This is a genomic window from Fluviicola taffensis DSM 16823 (genome assembly GCF_000194605.1).
Classification (GTDB): domain Bacteria; phylum Bacteroidota; class Bacteroidia; order Flavobacteriales_D; family Crocinitomicaceae; genus Fluviicola; species Fluviicola taffensis.
Map to the genome: position 1 here is coordinate 2,516,401 of NC_015321.1, position 16,103 is coordinate 2,532,503.

The following is a 16,103-nucleotide window of genomic DNA, read 5'->3' on the forward strand; positions in this document are numbered from 1 at the left end:
ATATTGCTTTTCATTTTCTCCCACGGAGGTAAACAGAGGGTCACGGAGGAGTTTTTTTGTTTTGCTAATATAATGTAAAACTTCTGTGTTCTTCGGTGCTCGTCTGTGGGAAGTACTATTTCACTACACTACTAGGTAAATTTACAACTCTATCTTCAAGCCAAATTGAGTTTTCCAAACTATCTGTTTGACAATCTTTAAATGCAGGTAAACGATTCATCAATGTCCAAATTGGTCGAGTCATTACACCTTGTTCATTAGAAAATTTCAAGAAAGCATCACGTTCATCTTTCGAATCTAAAACAATGGTATTTAACCAGTAATTGGCTTTTGTACCTTCTCGTTCAGCAACAACATGTATACCTACTTTGGGAAGTTCTTGGAGATAGGAGTTTGCAGTTTCTCTTTTGTTTTCAAGAATCTTCGGCAGAATTTCTAATTGCGCACAAGCCAAGGCAGCATTAATATTTGGCATGCGGTAGTTGTATCCAATTTCATCGTGAAAGAAATCCCAAGCGTGTGGAACTTTCGCTGTTGTAGTCAAATATTTTGCGCGCTTTGCCCATTCTTCGTTATTTGTAATAATGGCACCACCACCACCAGAAGTCACAGTTTTGTTTCCATTGAAACTGAAAGCTGCAATATGACCGATTGTTCCAGTGTGCTTCTCTCCAACGTAAGATCCTAGGGACTCAGCGGCATCCTCCACTAAGACAATGTTATATTGGTTACAAATTTCAAGTAGCTCGTTGATACGCATTGGAAAACCAAAAGTATGCATGGGTACACAGGCCTTAATTCGGTTTCCTGTTTTAGAGTTGATACATTCGTTCTTCTCATTTTGATGCGTTTCATTTTTTAGAAAATGAAGAACGGCATTGGGAGAAAGTCCAAGTGTATCTTTGTCTACATCTAAAAAAACAGGTAAGGCTCCGATATAAGAAATAGCATTTGCAGTTGCTACGAAAGTTAATGCTTGAGAAATCACCTCATCATTTTGTTCAACACCAGCAATAATTAGTGCCATGTGAAGTGCGGCGGTTCCATTTACTGCAGCAATTGCAAATTTTGAACCTGTGATTTCGCACATGTCTTTTTCAAAACGATCTACAAAAGGTCCAACTGAAGATACAAACGTACTATCGATACATTCAATCAAATATTCTTTTTCATTTCCCCCAAAATAGGGGGCATGAAGTGGAATAAATCCTTCTTTCCCGAAGCGATTTCGAACAGTGTTAACAATGGAAGCGAAATCCATGACGAAAAATTAAATATTGTAAATATCAGCCTTGTATTGTTTCAAGTTCTCTGGCTGTTTGAACCATTCTATTGTTTGACGTAAACCTTCCTCTAATGTTGTTTCGGGTTTCCATCCAGTGTATTCGAACAATTTGCTATTGTCGCCAAAAAGTCTAAAAACTTCCGATTTTTCAGGTCTCAAACGTTGCTCTTCCTGCTGAATTGTTGCCCCAGGATTAATCTGTTTAATCAACTCATTGGCTAAATCACCAATTGAAATTTCATTGTGAGTTGCAATGTTTACATCGTGTCCATTCAATTTGTCACAAAGGGAAATTTCAACGAAACCTTGAGCAGTATCTTTGGCAAAAACTAAATCTCTCGTTGGTGTTAAATCTCCCAAGTTGATTTCGTTATATCCGTTCAATAATTGGGTGATAATCGTTGGAATAATTGCTCTAGCAGATTGACGAGGGCCGTATGTATTAAAAGGTCGAACAATGGTAATCGGCATTTCAAAACTTCTGTAGAAAGATTCAGCAATGCTATCTGCTCCAATTTTTGTTGCGGAATAGGGCGATTGACCTTGACGTGGGTGCTTTTCATCGATCGGCACATACTGTGCTGTTCCGTAAACCTCCGAAGTTGAAGTAACAAGAACGCGTTCAGTTCCCAAATCTCGAGCGGCCTGAACGATATTTAAAGTCCCTTTTACATTTGTGTCTACATAAGCATCAGGTGAGTGATAAGAATATGGGATTGCAATAAGAGCTGCAAGGTGATAAACAATATCAATTCCTTTCATAGCGGTTCTTACTCCGTTTGGATCTCGAACATCACCTGTAAAGACTTCAATTTGCTGCAATAATTCGCGGGGAAAAGAATCTAACCATCCCCAGTTATTAAAGCTGTTATAGTAGCAAAAGGCTCTTACTTGAGCTCCTTCTTTAATTAAATTTTCAACTAGATGAGAACCGATGAAACCATCAGCACCAGTAACTAGCACTTTTTTTCCTTTTAAACGCATGAGGTGAATTGTTGAACAAAGATACTAAAAAGGATAATATTCATTGATGATAGGTGTTTGCAATAACTGAAGGAAGAAGGAATGTTATATCTTTGATTTGTCAAAATTGGATGTGAGTGCATGATAGTAATCGTTGATTATGGTTTGGGGAATCTAGGTTCGATAAAGAATATGTTTCAACATATTGGGTTTGACGCTGTAATTTCAAGCAATCAAGACCAACTTTTAGCTGCTACTAAACTCGTTCTTCCTGGTATTGGATCTTTTGATCAAGGCATGACTAATTTGTATGAAAGAAGTCTTATTCCTACTTTAAATCAGAGGGTTTTAGTGGATCAAGTTCCGATATTGGGAATTTGTTTAGGAATGCAGTTGATGGGAATCAAAAGTGAAGAAGGAATATTGCCAGGTTTGTCGTGGATCAATCAGGAAAGTAAAAAATTTAGTTTCTTAGACCCTAAATCCTTTCCTGTTCCTCATTTAGGATGGGAGTATGTTTCGGATAATGGAAGTCAGAGCAGCTTATTGTCCGGATTTAATGAAGAAACGAAGTTCTATTTTGCACATTCTTATTATGTAACGTGTGTAAATAGGGAAGAAGTGCTTTTGGAGGCAGATTATGTACATTCATTTGATGCAGCAATTCAAAAGGGAAATATCTTGGGCGTTCAGTTTCATCCAGAAAAAAGTCACAAGTACGGGATGCAGTTATTAACCAATTTTGCTTCTAAATTCTGATGGCTTTACCAAGATGCATTCCGGTTCTTTTGCTTCAAAATGGAGGGTTGGTTAAAACAACTCAGTTTCAGCAACCAAAATACATTGGTGATCCTTTGAATACAATTCGGATTTTCAATGAAAAGGAAGTAGATGAGTTGGTATTTTTGGATATTGATGCTTCAGTTAAAGGTACTCCAATTCCATTCAAATTACTGAAAGAAATTGCGGAAGAATGTTTTATGCCACTATCATATGGAGGTGGGATAAAAACAATTGAAAGTATTCGTCAAATTATTCAGTTGGGAATAGAGAAAGTTATTATTGGAACAGAAGCTATTCAGAATCCGGATTTTTTGAAACAAGCCGTCACCGAATTTGGAAGTTCGAGTATTTGTGTTGTATTGGATATAAAAAAAAATACTTCCGGGGAATATTGTTTATGGACACAATCAGGAACTATTCCGACGGATTTAAAACCTGTTTATTTTGCCCAAAAGTTAGAAGAATTAGGTGTTGGTGAATTATTTGTCCATTCCATTGACCGTGATGGTACAAGAATGGGGTATGATTTGGAATTAATTCAATTGCTTCGTCAAGCAGTAACAATTCCAATCATAGCTTATGGAGGAGCTGATACTATAGCTGATTTCCAGTGGGTAATTCAATCAGGAGCTAATGCGGTAGCAGCAGGGAGTTTATTTGTACTTCACGGAAAGCATCAGGCAGTATTAATTTCTTACCCAGATTCGGCTTCCCTGAAAAGAATTTATTCAAGTATTCAAAGGAAATAGTTTATTTTGTTGTCAATGGGAAAGTTGAAGATAGTTACTATACTTGGTGCTAGGCCACAATTTATAAAAGCAGCAGCAGTTTCTTCTTTGTTCAAGGAGAATTTTGATGAGATTTTGGTACATACTGGTCAACATTACGATTCCAATATGTCGGATGTTTTTTTCCAAGAACTAGAAATCCCGAAACCTAAATATCAGTTGAATATTGGTTCAGGATCTCATGGTGCTATGACTGGTGCGATGTTAATTGCAATCGAAAAAGTGCTTATTGAAGAAAAACCTGATTTTGTATTAGTTTATGGAGATACCAATTCAACTTTAGCTGGAGCATTGGCGGCTTCCAAAATGTTGATACCAGTTATTCATGTAGAAGCAGGTCTAAGAAGCTTCAACAAAACAATGCCAGAAGAACAAAATCGGATTTTAACAGATCATGTTTCCGAATTACTTTTTGCTCCCACCCAAACGGCGATTCAAAATCTACAAAATGAAGGAATTAAAAAAGGACTTCATTTAGTGGGAGATGTTATGTATGATGGAATTTTACATTTCACTGAAATTGCGAAAAAGAAAAGTACAATCATTCAAGATTTGAATCTTTTAGAGAAGCAATTTATACTTTGTACGATTCATCGGGCGGAGAATACGAATGACATGAATCGCTTGCAATCAATTTTCAACGGGTTAAATGCAGTGAATGAGAAAATTGTTCTTCCGCTTCATCCACGCACATTAAAATACGTTCAAGAATATGGAATTTCCATCGGAGAACACATTTTGATAATTGAACCTATTGGTTACTTGGATATGGTTCGATTGGAATCTGCAGCTAAGAAAATTGTAACAGATAGTGGAGGTGTTCAAAAGGAAGCTTTTTTTCTAAAAATTCCTTGTATAACTTTGCGCGACGAAACCGAATGGGTTGAAACTGTTCAAGACGGATGGAATATACTTGTTGGAGCAAATGAAAAACATATTCAAGAAGCCATATTAACTTTTAATCCAACAACTATCCCAACTAACAGTTTTGGTGATGGAAATTCCGTTCATCGCATGATTGAATGGATTAAACAATATCAATTGAGTTAATTACAGCTATTTTGAGTAACTTCAATTTAAGACACATTAATAGCGAATAAAACACTGAATAATGAAAGATAAAAAAAGAGTACTTGTTCTAGCGCCTCACACAGATGATGGTGAATTTGGTTGCGGAGGAACAATTGCTAAATTCATAGAGGAAGGTCATGAAGTAACTTATGCGGCATTTTCTGCTTGCCAGCAATCTGTGCTTCCTCAATTTCCATCTGATATTTTAATTACAGAGGTAAAAGCAGCTACTAAGGTTCTTGGAATTAAACCGGATAACTTGCTTTTGTTTGATTACGATGTGAGAACTTTTGGATATCACCGTCAGGAAATTTTGGATGACTTAATTAAGATTCGGGCAGACTTTAAACCGGATTTGATTCTTATGCCAGATTTGCAAGATGTGCATCAAGATCATGCAACTGTTGCAACAGAAGGGTTGCGGGCGTTTAAATTTTCTTCTATTTTATCATACGAATTACCATGGAACAATTTGTCCTTCACAACTTCTAGTTTTGTTCATTTGGATGAAAGACACGTTCAAACAAAGGTAAACGCCTTGAAAGAATACCAATCTCAAGCTCATAGACCCTATTCGGATGAAGATTTTTTAAGATCAGTAGCACGAACAAGGGGGGTTCAAATTGGAACCAAATATGCGGAAGCGTTTAATATTGTTCGTTGGATAATTGATTGATATGATAGTGCTAAGCCAGATTGTTGAGTTATTGAATCTTCAAACATCTACTTTAAATTCTACTCAGGAAATTTCACATGTTCGGTCAATTACGGATGCAGACTTTGATCAAAAATCGCTTGGTTGGTGTTCAGATAAGAATGCTGAACTGCTAACAACTTTGAATGAAGGTATTGTCATTGTAAGTTTTGAAACATACAATCAATTTCAGAATCAGGTCCATCAAATTAGTCTAATTCCAGTAGAAAAACCGAGAAGTGCATTTTTGCAAGTACTGCGAGAATTTTTTGCAGAAAAGCCGCAAGTTGGATTTATACATCCATCAGCAATCATTGATTCTTCCGTGATTTTTAATCACAACACAGTCAATATTGCTGCAAATGTGGTTGTTGAAAAGGAGTGCATTTTAGGAAATCATGTGTCAATAGGTGCAAATACGGTCATAAAATCAAGAACTATTATTGGAGACAATTGTAGCATTGGATCTAACAACACGATTGGAGGGGTTGGCTTTGGATACGAATTGAATGATGAAAATGAATACGAATTAATGCCTCACATTGGAAACGTTGTCTTGAAAAACGGGGTGGAAATCGGGAATAATGTATGTATTGACCGTGCTGTAATGGGTTCAACTTTACTGGAAGAAAATGTAAAGGTGGATAATCTTGTTCACATAGCTCATGGCGTAAAAATCGGAAAAAACAGTTTGATTATTGCCAATGCAATGATTGCTGGAAGTGTGGAAATTGGTAAAAATGTGTGGGTTTCTCCTTCTGCATCAGTCAGACAAAAATTAATTATCGAAGACAATTCCCTTATTGGTTTGGGAAGTGTTGTGGTGAAAAATGTGTCAGCAAATTCGGTTGTTGCAGGAAATCCAGCTAAACCATTTGAGAAGAAATGAAAATTGCAGTAGTTATTCCATGCAGAAATGAAATCAAAAACATCGAAGAATGTATTGATGCCATTTACCAATCCAACTTACCATCAGATTGGAAGTTAGTGGTAAATGTAGTGGATGGAGTCAGTAATGATGGAACATTAGAACTCCTGGAATCACTTCAGAAAAAATATGCAGAATTGCACATTGTTACGAATGAAAAACAACTAACTCCTTTTGCTTTTAATTTGGGAATTTACGCAACAAAAGATGCGGATTATTATCAGATAATCGGAGCGAGACAAATTGTAAGCCAGAATTACTTGAAAGAAGCCGTTGAAAGTCTTCAAAGCGATGAGACTATTTGGTGTGTTGGAGGACAAGTAAACAATGTCTATTTGAATAAAGAAAGTAAAATGATTGCTCAAGCAATGAGTACTTCCTTTGGAATGGGATTGGGTAATTTTAGAACTCTCAATGAATCGGGATTTGTAGATACAGTTGGTACTCCGATGTATCCTGCATGGGTTTTTGAGAAAATTGGCTATTTTGATGAAGAGCTAATTCGCAATCAAGACGATGATTTTAATTTCAGGGTACTAAAAGCTGGAGGAAAGATTCTATACAATCATTCCATTTCATTGAAATATTATGTGAGAGGAAGCGTTTCTCAATTATGGAAACAATTTATGCAATACGGTTATTGGAAAGTTTACGTGAATAAGAAACACAAAGCAGTAACAACACTTCGCCAATTGGTTCCGCCTGTATTTGTGCTATACTTGATACTCGTTCAGTTTTTATTTTTGATTCATCCGCTACTTTGGCTTTATGGATTGTCTTTTTTTGGAGTATATATAATGCTCGGACTTTTCATTACTTCCAGAATAGCAGAAAGTGTTTCAGATTTCAATCGAATTTTTATCATATTTCCGATTTTGCATATTTCTTATGGCTGGGGTTATTTGAAAGGCATCGTTGCCTTCTTAATAGCGAATAAGAAACCAGGCGACAAGTACAAAAAAATGTCTCGATAGGACAAAATATTCACTAATTTCACATTAAATTAATAATATGATTCCTTTTTCACCTCCTAGAATAGATCAACGTGTAATTGATGAAGTTACAAGTGCTTTGACTTCAGGTTGGATTACAACTGGTCCTCGCACGAAATTGTTCGAAAAACAATTGACTGAATATTGTGGGAATAAGTGTACGGTTGCGGTTTCATCTTGGACGGCTGGAATGGAGTTAATCCTTCGTTGGTGGGGAATTGGACCAGGTGATGAGGTCATTATTCCAGCAATTACTTATTGCGCTTCAGCAAATGTGGTGATTCATGCAGGGGCGAAACCAGTGATGGTAGATATCAATCCTGATGATTTTAATATTTCAGTTGAGGCAATTCGAAAAGCGATTACTTCGAAAACGAAAGCAATAATGCCTGTTGATATTGCGGGGCTTCCATGCGATTATGATGCCATTTTTGCAATTGTAAACGAACCCTCGATAAAAAGCCTGTTTCAAGCAAATTCAGACTACCAACGAAAATTGGGAAGAATTCTAATTGCTGCTGATGCGGCACATTCTTTTGGGGCAACTTATAAAGGAAAACGATCTGGAGCTATAGCGGATGTGAGTTGTTTCTCCTTCCATGCTGTGAAGAATTTGACTACTGCTGAAGGAGGAACAATGTCAATCAATTTACCAGACTCTTTTGATCATGAGGAGATTTACAAAGAATTATGTATCAAGATTCTTCATGGACAAAGTAAAGATGCATTAGCAAAAGCACAAAAAGGAAATTGGCGATATGATGTTGTTGAACCAGGTTTCAAATGCAATATGACTGATATTCAAGCAGCAATTGGTTTAATTGAATTGGATCGTTTTCAAGAAAATTTGGACCGAAGAAAAGCAATTTGTTTAGGATATAATGATGGATTTAAAAATGAATCTTGGGCTCTTTTACCAAAAATGAAGGACGAAAAGCGTGAAACATGTTATCATTTGTATCAATTGAGAATTGGAGGAGCTTCTGAAGTGCAAAGAGATGCGATCATGCAAGCCATTTTCGATCAAGATGTTTCTGTAAATGTTCATTTTCAGCCACTTCCTATTTTAACTGCATATAAAAAGAGGGGTTATAAAATGGAAGACTATCCAGAAGCTTGGGATAAATATCAAAATGAAATCACCTTGCCAGTCTATTTTGATTTAACGGATGCACAAGTTCAGATAGTTATTCAAGCTGTAAAGAATGCCGTAAAACAGGTGTTGGGATAATGAAGCGTCTGTTCGACATACTTGTTTCTCTCCTAGTTTTGATTCTCTTTTTACCAGTTGGAATCTTGATTTCAATGGCGATTATTTGTGAAAGTCGTGGAGGGGTTTTTTACAGACAAATTCGCGTGGGTAAAAACGGAAAATTATTTCGATTGTGGAAATTCCGGACCATGCGTGTCAATGCCGATAAACTGGGTAAGTTGACTGTTGGGATGCGCGATTCGAGGATTACTAAAGTGGGTTATTTCATTCGAAAGTCTAAGTTGGACGAATTTCCTCAATTTATCAATGTTTTTTTGGGGCAAATGAGTGTTGTTGGTCCACGGCCAGAGGTGCAAGAATACGTAGATTTGTATACGCTCGAACAACGTGAGGTTCTTACAGTAAAACCAGGAATCACCGATTATGCTTCGCTGGAGTATTTCACAGAAAATGAATTGTTGGGTAAATCAGAAAACCCGAGAGAAACCTATATTCAGGAAATCATGCCTGCTAAAATCGAATTAAATAAAAAATACATTGCGAATCCAACTTTAGGTCAAGACATTAAAATTATGTGGTTGACTTTTTTGAAGATGGTTAAATAATTTAAATGTTCAAATGTTCAAATGTTCAAATGTTCAAATGTTCAAATAAATTCACTTAAATTTTGAACTCTTTTCTATTTTTTAAACACCAAATAAACCGCAATCAATATCAATAAAAACGCCACTGCATGATTCCATTTGAAGACTTCACCTTTGAAAAAAATCAGTGAGAAAATCATGAAGATAATAATGGAAGTAACTTCTTGAATGATTTTTAATTGAATCAAAGAAAACGGACCTCCATTTCCTTGATAACCAATTTTGTTTGCTGGAACCATGAAAATGTATTCAAAAAAGGCAATTCCCCAACTAATTAAAATGGTCGTTGCAAAAACCCAAATTCCCGTTTTCTTGTCTTCTGGTTGTTCTTTTAAATGACCATACCAAGCATATGTCATAAATGAATTGGAAACGATTAACAACGCAATAGTAATGAGTATTCTCATAAAAGCATTTTTGCAAATGTAATAGATTCAAAAAAGAAACCCCGCAAAAGCGAGGTTCAATTTGTGTTTTGAATAGTTCAAAATAAGGTTTTAACACTTAAACCTTTTAAAAATTTGAACTTGCAGCCTTGGAAGGCTAGTTTTTATAAACGTTTTTCTTTTCAACTCTTCCATCTGTGCTCTCGATGTAAACAAAGATCCACCCAGTAGGCAATTCTTGTAACGAGTAACACCAGTTTGGCAATGCATTTTTCTTGATTACTTGTCCATTCAAATCCATTAACGTAACATCTTTAATTTCAATGGAGGATGAAATTACTAATAAATCACTCGTTGGATTTGGATAAACTTTTAGCTCCCAATTTGGTAATTGATTTTCTTCTGTCGGATCAGAAATTTGAGCAAATAATGAGCTGGAAATAAGGAGTAGCCCACCTAATAAAACTACGGTTTTCATGGCTTTTGGATTTGTATTAATAACTACTCTCTAAATGATAGGTTACAGCTTTATGAAAAATAATTATTTGATCGTTCAATTTTTTTGTTTCAACTCTTTGAACAATTTTCTACTTTTAAAGGATGGTAAAACCAATTAAACTTTCTGAGGCAAATGCCGATTTTTTTGATCGTGTATATCAAGTTGTAGAACTCATTCCGAAAGGAAGAGCAACGTCTTATGGTGCGATTGCTAACTATTTGGGTGCGAAAAGTGGAAGTCGGATGGTTGGTTGGGCCATGAATGCAGCACATAGTTTGGAGCATGTTCCTGCTCAAAGAGTAGTAAATCGAAATGGTTTACTGACTGGGAAAATGCACTTTGAAACACCAACCAAAATGGAAGAATTGCTCCGATTGGATGGGATTGAAGTCTTGAATGATCAGATTGTAAATTGGAAGATTGTTTTTTGGGATCCAATGATTGAATTACAAATTGATTAAGGGAATTTAGAAATCAAGTGTTTCTGTTCCTTTTTAGTTTTAAGTTCACAATCGCTTCTGTAATTTGCAATCTGTTTATTGAATAACTCTTCATTTCCTGAAAGATGGGCTCGAATGGACAGTTCATCTTTAATTGATGCCAAAGTGGTATAGCTATGCGAAACTGTTTCAATTTCACTCATGCGATCGATTAAAACGCGCTCTTTTTTAACTAATTTTTTCGCACATTCAATCTGGCGCTCATATTCTGATTGACATGAACTCATTAACGCAAGAATTGAAATGACTTGTAGAAGATTTGTCCATTTCATAATTCAAAGGTACAAACAAAGCATTTGATTAGAAAAACTGGTTGTTTTTTTAAATGCGTTAAATATTCATTGATTCCGATTAAATAGTCAATTGATTATTCTAAGCATTCGTATTCTTGCTCAAGATTACTGATTACATTTGTAAACATGATTTTAGTAACTGGATCTACGGGACTTCTCGGATCACATGTAGTGGTTGAATTACTTCATAAAGGATATGAGGTAAGAGCAATGTATCGTGATCCTATTAGAAAAGAAGTCGTTTTCCGTTTAATAGAATTTTATTACCCATCCGAAAAAGAAACATTGCTCCAAAAACTAAAGTGGTTTCAAGGAAATGTTTTGGATTTGGTAGATGTTCAAAATTCTTTAATCGGAGTCTCCAAAGTCGTTCATTGTGCTGCTCTTGTATCTTTTCATCGAAGAGATTTTAATTCTTTGTTTAAAGTCAATAGAAGGGGAACTGCAAACATGGTGAACTTTGCCCTGGATTCGAATGTCAATCAATTTGTTCATGTTTCTTCAACTGCTGCTATTGGAAGTGATTCTCAATATAAAGATGGGTTGAAACGCGAATCCAATTTATGGAATCCAAACGATGAGGTGAGTGGCTATTCATTGTCTAAATTTAGTGCTGAAAAAGAAGTGTGGCGAGCAAGTGAAGAAGGATTGCCTGTTTCTGTCGTAAATCCAAGTGTGATGTTTGGTCCTGGTTCTTGGGAGGAAAGTTCTTTGCAGATTTTTAGAACATTGAATAAGGGATTGAGTTATTATACCAAAGGATCAAATTCTTTTGTGGATGTTCGGGATGTCACAAAACTCATTTTGAAACTCATTGAAACCGAGAAAACGGGTCACCGTTATTTAGTTACTGGGTCGAATTTATCGTTCAAGCAATTATTTGATCAAATATGCAAGCAACTACAGGTGAAAGCTCCTTCTAAATTGGCAGGACCTTTCTTAACAACCCTTGCGTGGCGATTATCGGGTATTCTTGGAAGAATTCAAGGTACAAGACCTACTATTACCAAAGAAAGCGCTAGAAGTTCACACAGCGACTCCAAATTCTCGAATGAAAAATTGCTAAAGGATTTTCCAGATTTCGAATTCACAAAATTAGAAGACACCATCGATGTTACCATTAAAGGAAGAATGGAATAAATTCAAAATTTGTCACTTATCCGTTCTTACTTTCGTGCCAGTCAAGATTAATTTGGTCAATGTAATTTAATATTTTCTCACGTCCAAAATGTGATTCGCTGGAAGTGGTGAAAACAGGCGGAAGAGCTTCCCAATATTTCAACATTTCTTTTTTATAGGCTGCTAAGTTTTTCTGTAATGCAGAACTTGAAAGCTTATCAATTTTAGTGAAAACAATGGAAAATGGCAATTGTTCTTCAGCACACCAAGACATGAATTCAATATCAATTTTTTGAGGTTCCAAACGGGAGTCAATTAATACAAATGTGTTGATCAAGGTTTCTCTTCTTGTTAGAAATTGAGAAATAAACTTCTCCCATTGATTTCTGCTTGATTTAGATGCTTTGGCATAACCATACCCAGGTAAATCAACTAAATACCATTCGTTATTAATCAAAAAATGGTTGATTAATTGCGTTTTTCCAGGTCTCCCAGAAGTTTTTGCCATGTCTTTCTTCTCTACCAACATGTTGATCAAGGAAGATTTACCAACGTTTGAACGACCGATAAATGCATATTCTGGCTTTCCGTCTGTTGGACAAAGTTTGATGTCCGTATTACTGATGATAAATTTGGCTTCCTTGATAATCATTACTTCATTATTTACCACAAAGGTAAGAGAATATTTTGGCTTACTGATGTCCTCAAAATAAGGCAATTGAAGTATTGACTACTTCTGGAAGCAGCATTAGCTTTGCCTCAATCAAAATCAATAACTTATGAAAAACTCAAAAAAATCCTTTTTTACCATTCTACTCGGAATGGGCTTGCTTGTAGTTTCTTGTAAAAAAGAAGGTTGTACGGATTCTTCTGCAAGTAATTACAACGAGGATGCAAAGAAAGATAATGGATCATGTACTTATCCACCCGTTGCTCAGACTGGTTTTACCTGGAAGGAAAACGGAGGTTCTGAAATGGTTGCAGATAGCGCATTTTGGACTACTGGAGCATGGGGAACAGGAATCCGAGCTTACAAAGGTGGTATGGCTAATTTCTTTGAGATTAACTGGCAGGGAGCAGACAATAATTCGGTAGGTATTAAAACATTGGATTCAGCTTATGGGTTTACCTTTTTGAAAAATTCAGATTCTTATACTGGTACAAGTGGGCAAACACTTGAAATTACAGCTGTTTCTGGAAATAGTATTTCGGGAAATTTTTCTGCGCCAGTTACTGGAGGCACAATTACCACCGTTACAGGAACTTTCACATCGATTAACAAGCATTAGGTAGTTGATTGTTTGTGTTAAGACATGTTTGATATAACCCGAAAAAAACAATTAGACATAATAATCCCTTAATTAAAGAAAGAAAGCACGAAATTCATTTCGTGCTTTTTTATTATTGGTGAACGCATACATTTGTTCTTTAAGGTGAATCAGGTGGGGTTCGTATATGAAGATGACTTTTGTTTGATAGTTTCTAAACCAAGTGCATTATTCTGATTATGTCAGAAATATCGAAGAAACTTCATTGACCGATTTGATTCCAGAGCAAGGTTTCGTTGAAGTTTGTCCTGTTCACCAGTTGAATTATACAACCTTTGGATTGATTCTTTTCGTGAGGGTAAGAGAATGTTTTGGATTTACTGAAGCCCTCAAAATAAGGCAATTGAAGTATTGACTAGTTCTTGAAGCAGCAGTAGTTTTGTCTCAATCAAAATCAATAACGTATGAAAAATTCAAAAAAATCAATTTTTACCATTCTACTCGGAATGGGCTTGCTTGTAGTTTCTTGTAAAAAAGAGACACCTGAACCAGTTGTGGAAACTCCAACACCAGTAAATACTCCTGCAGGGAGTACTACTCCGACACCTACAGATGCAGATGGAGTTATGTGGGCAATTAAATCATCGAGTACAATTCAAGGAATCACCATAGAGATTGGTACTGCTGTTGGAATATTCATGAATGGGAACACTGATTTGGTAAATGTGGGAACAGTTTCTGTTAATTCACAAGATTTAACCGCAGCTACAAACAATGCGTATACATTTACGCCAAGTCAGACTTCACCGATGGGGTTGGATTTTTCCTCTTCTACAGATTGGTCAGTAACTGGAGGAAGTGGACATGCAGCCTTTACTTATGATGCAAGCTCCTTGGTATTTCCTACTGGATCAGCTGTGACAAGTTCAGCAACAGTAAATAAAGCAAACGGATATACATTGTCCTGTGCAACAGTTTCTGGGGCAGATTCGACCTTGTTTATGGTTGGAAATGTTTCTAAAACGGTTTCAGGAAGTGCGAACTCATGTACTTTCTCACCTGCTGAATTAAATGGGCTAAGTTCAGGAACGTCAATTGTAAGCATTGTACCTTATAAATTGATGCAAACAACAATTAATGGGAAAACTTATTATTTCGGTAAAGAGCGAGTGAATCAATTAACAGTAACGATCGAATAAATTACCTCTACCTGAATTAAAAACGCGGGAGACTTTATCCTGCGTTTTTTTGTTTCTAATTCTATCCAAACTACTTTTGTTCTTTAAATAGAAATTGAGTGAGTCAGGAATCAGTGAAGTTAATTTACGAAGATGAATATTGTTTGGTGGTTTCTAAGCCAAGTAACCTCATTGTGCATCATTCTTACTATGCGCGAAATATTGAAGAAACTTCATTGACGGATTTGATCCGAGAGCAAGGTTGCTTAGAAGCGTGCCCTGTTCATCGCTTAGATCGAAAAACTTCTGGATTGATTCTCTTTGCAAAGAAAGCGGAATGGGTAGCTGATTTTCAAAAGCTATTCGAAAATGGTGAGATTGAAAAGAAGTATTTAGCTCTCTTGCGCGGTCATTTGGAAGCTGAAGGAAGTATTGATTCGCCAGTTAAAAATGACCGTGGAAATTACAAAGATGCGCTGACCAAATATACTTGTTTGGAGCATTTTGAAAGAGCGTATGTTATTCCTCCGTATGAAAAACAGCGCTATAGTTTGGTTGAGTTGACACCAATTACAGGAAGGATGCACCAATTGCGTATTCATGCAAATAAAATCGCGCATCCGATCATCAATGATCCCAAATACGGAAACCGCCACCATAATCACTATTTTCAAGAGGTGCTTGGGATTCACGAGTTGTTTTTACATGCCCAAAGTCTGAAATTTAAACAGCCATTTACAGGAGAGTTAGTGTGGCTTCAAGAGCCGTTTCCTGATTTTTGGAATCGCTTTCTAATACCCTAAATTCAGAATCACTCTCGTTTTATACAACCAAATTTTGGTTAGCTGAATTTCTTTTTTTATCTGCTTTTCGTGAAAAAGCAAGAATAATAATTAAGCTCAGATTTATATAATGGAAAAGCCCCAACGATACATGTCGGGGCTTTCTACTACAACTTAACCTAACTAACTCTTGCGTAAGAGTATTTTAAAGACTTGCTATTTTGCGCTGTTTGAATAGCAAGCTACTTCCTATTTTATAATACTTTCCTATCGGTTGAATAGGCTGGATAATTGGTCAATTACCCAGCTTTACTCAATCTTGTTAAGTCATCTAATACCCGTATAGACAATGTACCTGTTATTATTTCAAACGGTTTGCCTAAATCAGTTTTCAAATCTGACTCTATTTGTGAATAGTGATACAACAAAGGTAAATGATTCATATCAGTTATGCATCAGTATAAATACTGAAAATGCAAATGTGGTTTTCCGCAATTTGAAAGAGGTTTCATGAAGGTTTTTGTATTTAACTATCTGATATTCATGTTTTTAAATTTAATACAGGGGTGTTCACCTATAATTTTGATTTTTTCTTTGGTATGGACGGTTATTGTATAAATTTCAGATTGCTCATCAATTTCCTGATCAATAGTCCCTTTTGTATACCTGACATAAACAGGTCATTGCGACTTATTTTTCCACAATCTAAAATTCTTT

Annotated in this window: 19 protein-coding genes; 13 read left to right on the forward strand and 6 right to left on the reverse strand. The window is 36.0% G+C overall.

Annotation, left to right across the window (positions count from 1 at the left end; translation table 11 throughout):
• Positions 1-115: 115 nt before the first annotated feature.
• Together FLUTA_RS10955 and FLUTA_RS10960 are read right to left on the reverse strand one after the other, a co-directional pair.
• Positions 116-1,261, reverse strand: a complete 1,146-nt coding sequence (locus tag FLUTA_RS10955; protein ID WP_013686941.1) for a LegC family aminotransferase — start codon at positions 1,259-1,261, stop codon at positions 116-118.
• A gap of 9 nt (positions 1,262-1,270) precedes the next feature.
• Positions 1,271-2,269 carry an NAD-dependent 4,6-dehydratase LegB gene (locus FLUTA_RS10960; RefSeq protein ID WP_013686942.1) on the reverse strand — a complete coding sequence of 333 codons (999 nt, stop codon included), beginning with the start codon at positions 2,267-2,269 and terminating at the stop codon, positions 1,271-1,273.
• A 120-nt stretch (positions 2,270-2,389) separates the two neighbouring features.
• Here FLUTA_RS10960 and hisH point away from each other — a divergent pair, with 120 nt between their 5' ends.
• From hisH to FLUTA_RS11000, 8 genes are all read left to right on the forward strand, one after another.
• A complete protein-coding gene (gene hisH, locus FLUTA_RS10965) occupies positions 2,390-3,007 on the forward strand; it encodes an imidazole glycerol phosphate synthase subunit HisH (protein ID WP_013686943.1) in 618 nt (205 codons plus the stop codon).
• Positions 3,007-3,780 carry an AglZ/HisF2 family acetamidino modification protein gene (locus FLUTA_RS10970; protein ID WP_013686944.1) on the forward strand — a complete coding sequence of 258 codons (774 nt, stop codon included), beginning with the start codon at positions 3,007-3,009 and terminating at the stop codon, positions 3,778-3,780. Before hisH ends, FLUTA_RS10970 begins: the two co-directional genes overlap by 1 nt.
• Before the next feature lie 15 nt (positions 3,781-3,795).
• A complete protein-coding gene (gene wecB, locus FLUTA_RS10975) occupies positions 3,796-4,869 on the forward strand; it encodes a non-hydrolyzing UDP-N-acetylglucosamine 2-epimerase (RefSeq protein ID WP_013686945.1) in 1,074 nt (357 codons plus the stop codon).
• Between the two features lie 61 nt (positions 4,870-4,930).
• Positions 4,931-5,566, forward strand: coding sequence for a PIG-L deacetylase family protein (locus tag FLUTA_RS10980; protein ID WP_013686946.1), 636 nt, complete (start codon positions 4,931-4,933; stop codon positions 5,564-5,566).
• 1 nt (position 5,567) lies between these two features.
• Positions 5,568-6,473, forward strand: coding sequence for a UDP-3-O-(3-hydroxymyristoyl)glucosamine N-acyltransferase (locus FLUTA_RS10985; RefSeq protein WP_013686947.1), 906 nt, complete (start codon positions 5,568-5,570; stop codon positions 6,471-6,473).
• Positions 6,470-7,486 (forward strand): glycosyltransferase family 2 protein, encoded by a 1,017-nt coding sequence (locus tag FLUTA_RS10990; RefSeq protein WP_013686948.1) that lies wholly within the window; start codon positions 6,470-6,472, stop codon positions 7,484-7,486. The genes FLUTA_RS10985 and FLUTA_RS10990 overlap by 4 nt, the downstream gene beginning before the upstream one ends.
• A gap of 37 nt (positions 7,487-7,523) precedes the next feature.
• Positions 7,524-8,735, forward strand: coding sequence for a DegT/DnrJ/EryC1/StrS family aminotransferase (locus FLUTA_RS10995; protein ID WP_013686949.1), 1,212 nt, complete (start codon positions 7,524-7,526; stop codon positions 8,733-8,735).
• Positions 8,735-9,322: a sugar transferase gene (locus FLUTA_RS11000; RefSeq protein ID WP_013686950.1), complete on the forward strand. Its 588-nt coding sequence runs from the start codon at positions 8,735-8,737 to the stop codon at positions 9,320-9,322. The genes FLUTA_RS10995 and FLUTA_RS11000 overlap by 1 nt, the downstream gene beginning before the upstream one ends.
• 74 nt (positions 9,323-9,396) lie before the next feature.
• Here the strand turns inward: FLUTA_RS11000 and FLUTA_RS11005 are convergent, their stop codons facing one another.
• A complete protein-coding gene (locus FLUTA_RS11005; protein ID WP_013686951.1) occupies positions 9,397-9,768 on the reverse strand; it encodes a DMT family protein in 372 nt (123 codons plus the stop codon).
• A 136-nt stretch (positions 9,769-9,904) separates the two neighbouring features.
• Positions 9,905-10,225, reverse strand: a complete 321-nt coding sequence (locus FLUTA_RS11010; RefSeq protein ID WP_013686952.1) for a T9SS type A sorting domain-containing protein — start codon at positions 10,223-10,225, stop codon at positions 9,905-9,907.
• Between the two features lie 122 nt (positions 10,226-10,347).
• Here FLUTA_RS11010 and FLUTA_RS11015 point away from each other — a divergent pair, with 122 nt between their 5' ends.
• Positions 10,348-10,707, forward strand: coding sequence for an MGMT family protein (locus FLUTA_RS11015; RefSeq protein ID WP_013686953.1), 360 nt, complete (start codon positions 10,348-10,350; stop codon positions 10,705-10,707).
• Here the strand turns inward: FLUTA_RS11015 and FLUTA_RS11020 are convergent.
• Positions 10,704-11,018 (reverse strand): hypothetical protein, encoded by a 315-nt coding sequence (locus FLUTA_RS11020; RefSeq protein WP_013686954.1) that lies wholly within the window; start codon positions 11,016-11,018, stop codon positions 10,704-10,706. The two genes, FLUTA_RS11015 and FLUTA_RS11020, sit on opposite strands and share 4 nt — an antisense overlap.
• A 147-nt stretch (positions 11,019-11,165) precedes the next feature.
• Here FLUTA_RS11020 and FLUTA_RS11025 point away from each other — a divergent pair, with 147 nt between their 5' ends.
• Positions 11,166-12,179 carry an NAD-dependent epimerase/dehydratase family protein gene (locus tag FLUTA_RS11025; RefSeq protein ID WP_013686955.1) on the forward strand — a complete coding sequence of 338 codons (1,014 nt, stop codon included), beginning with the start codon at positions 11,166-11,168 and terminating at the stop codon, positions 12,177-12,179.
• Between the two features lie 16 nt (positions 12,180-12,195).
• Here the strand turns inward: FLUTA_RS11025 and yihA are convergent, their stop codons facing one another.
• Complete coding sequence (gene yihA, locus FLUTA_RS11030) at positions 12,196-12,810, reverse strand: ribosome biogenesis GTP-binding protein YihA/YsxC (protein ID WP_013686956.1); 615 nt, start codon at positions 12,808-12,810, stop codon at positions 12,196-12,198.
• 127 nt (positions 12,811-12,937) lie between these two features.
• On the opposite strand from yihA, the gene FLUTA_RS11035 reads away from it, so the two are divergent.
• The 3 genes from FLUTA_RS11035 (at position 12,938) to FLUTA_RS11050 (ending at position 15,407) form a co-directional block, all read left to right on the forward strand.
• Complete coding sequence (locus FLUTA_RS11035; RefSeq protein ID WP_013686957.1) at positions 12,938-13,447, forward strand: hypothetical protein; 510 nt, start codon at positions 12,938-12,940, stop codon at positions 13,445-13,447.
• A 443-nt stretch (positions 13,448-13,890) separates the two neighbouring features.
• A complete protein-coding gene (locus FLUTA_RS11045; protein WP_013686958.1) occupies positions 13,891-14,625 on the forward strand; it encodes a hypothetical protein in 735 nt (244 codons plus the stop codon).
• Between the two features lie 98 nt (positions 14,626-14,723).
• Complete coding sequence (locus FLUTA_RS11050; protein ID WP_013686959.1) at positions 14,724-15,407, forward strand: RluA family pseudouridine synthase; 684 nt, start codon at positions 14,724-14,726, stop codon at positions 15,405-15,407.
• Positions 15,408-16,103: the final 696 nt, after the last annotated feature.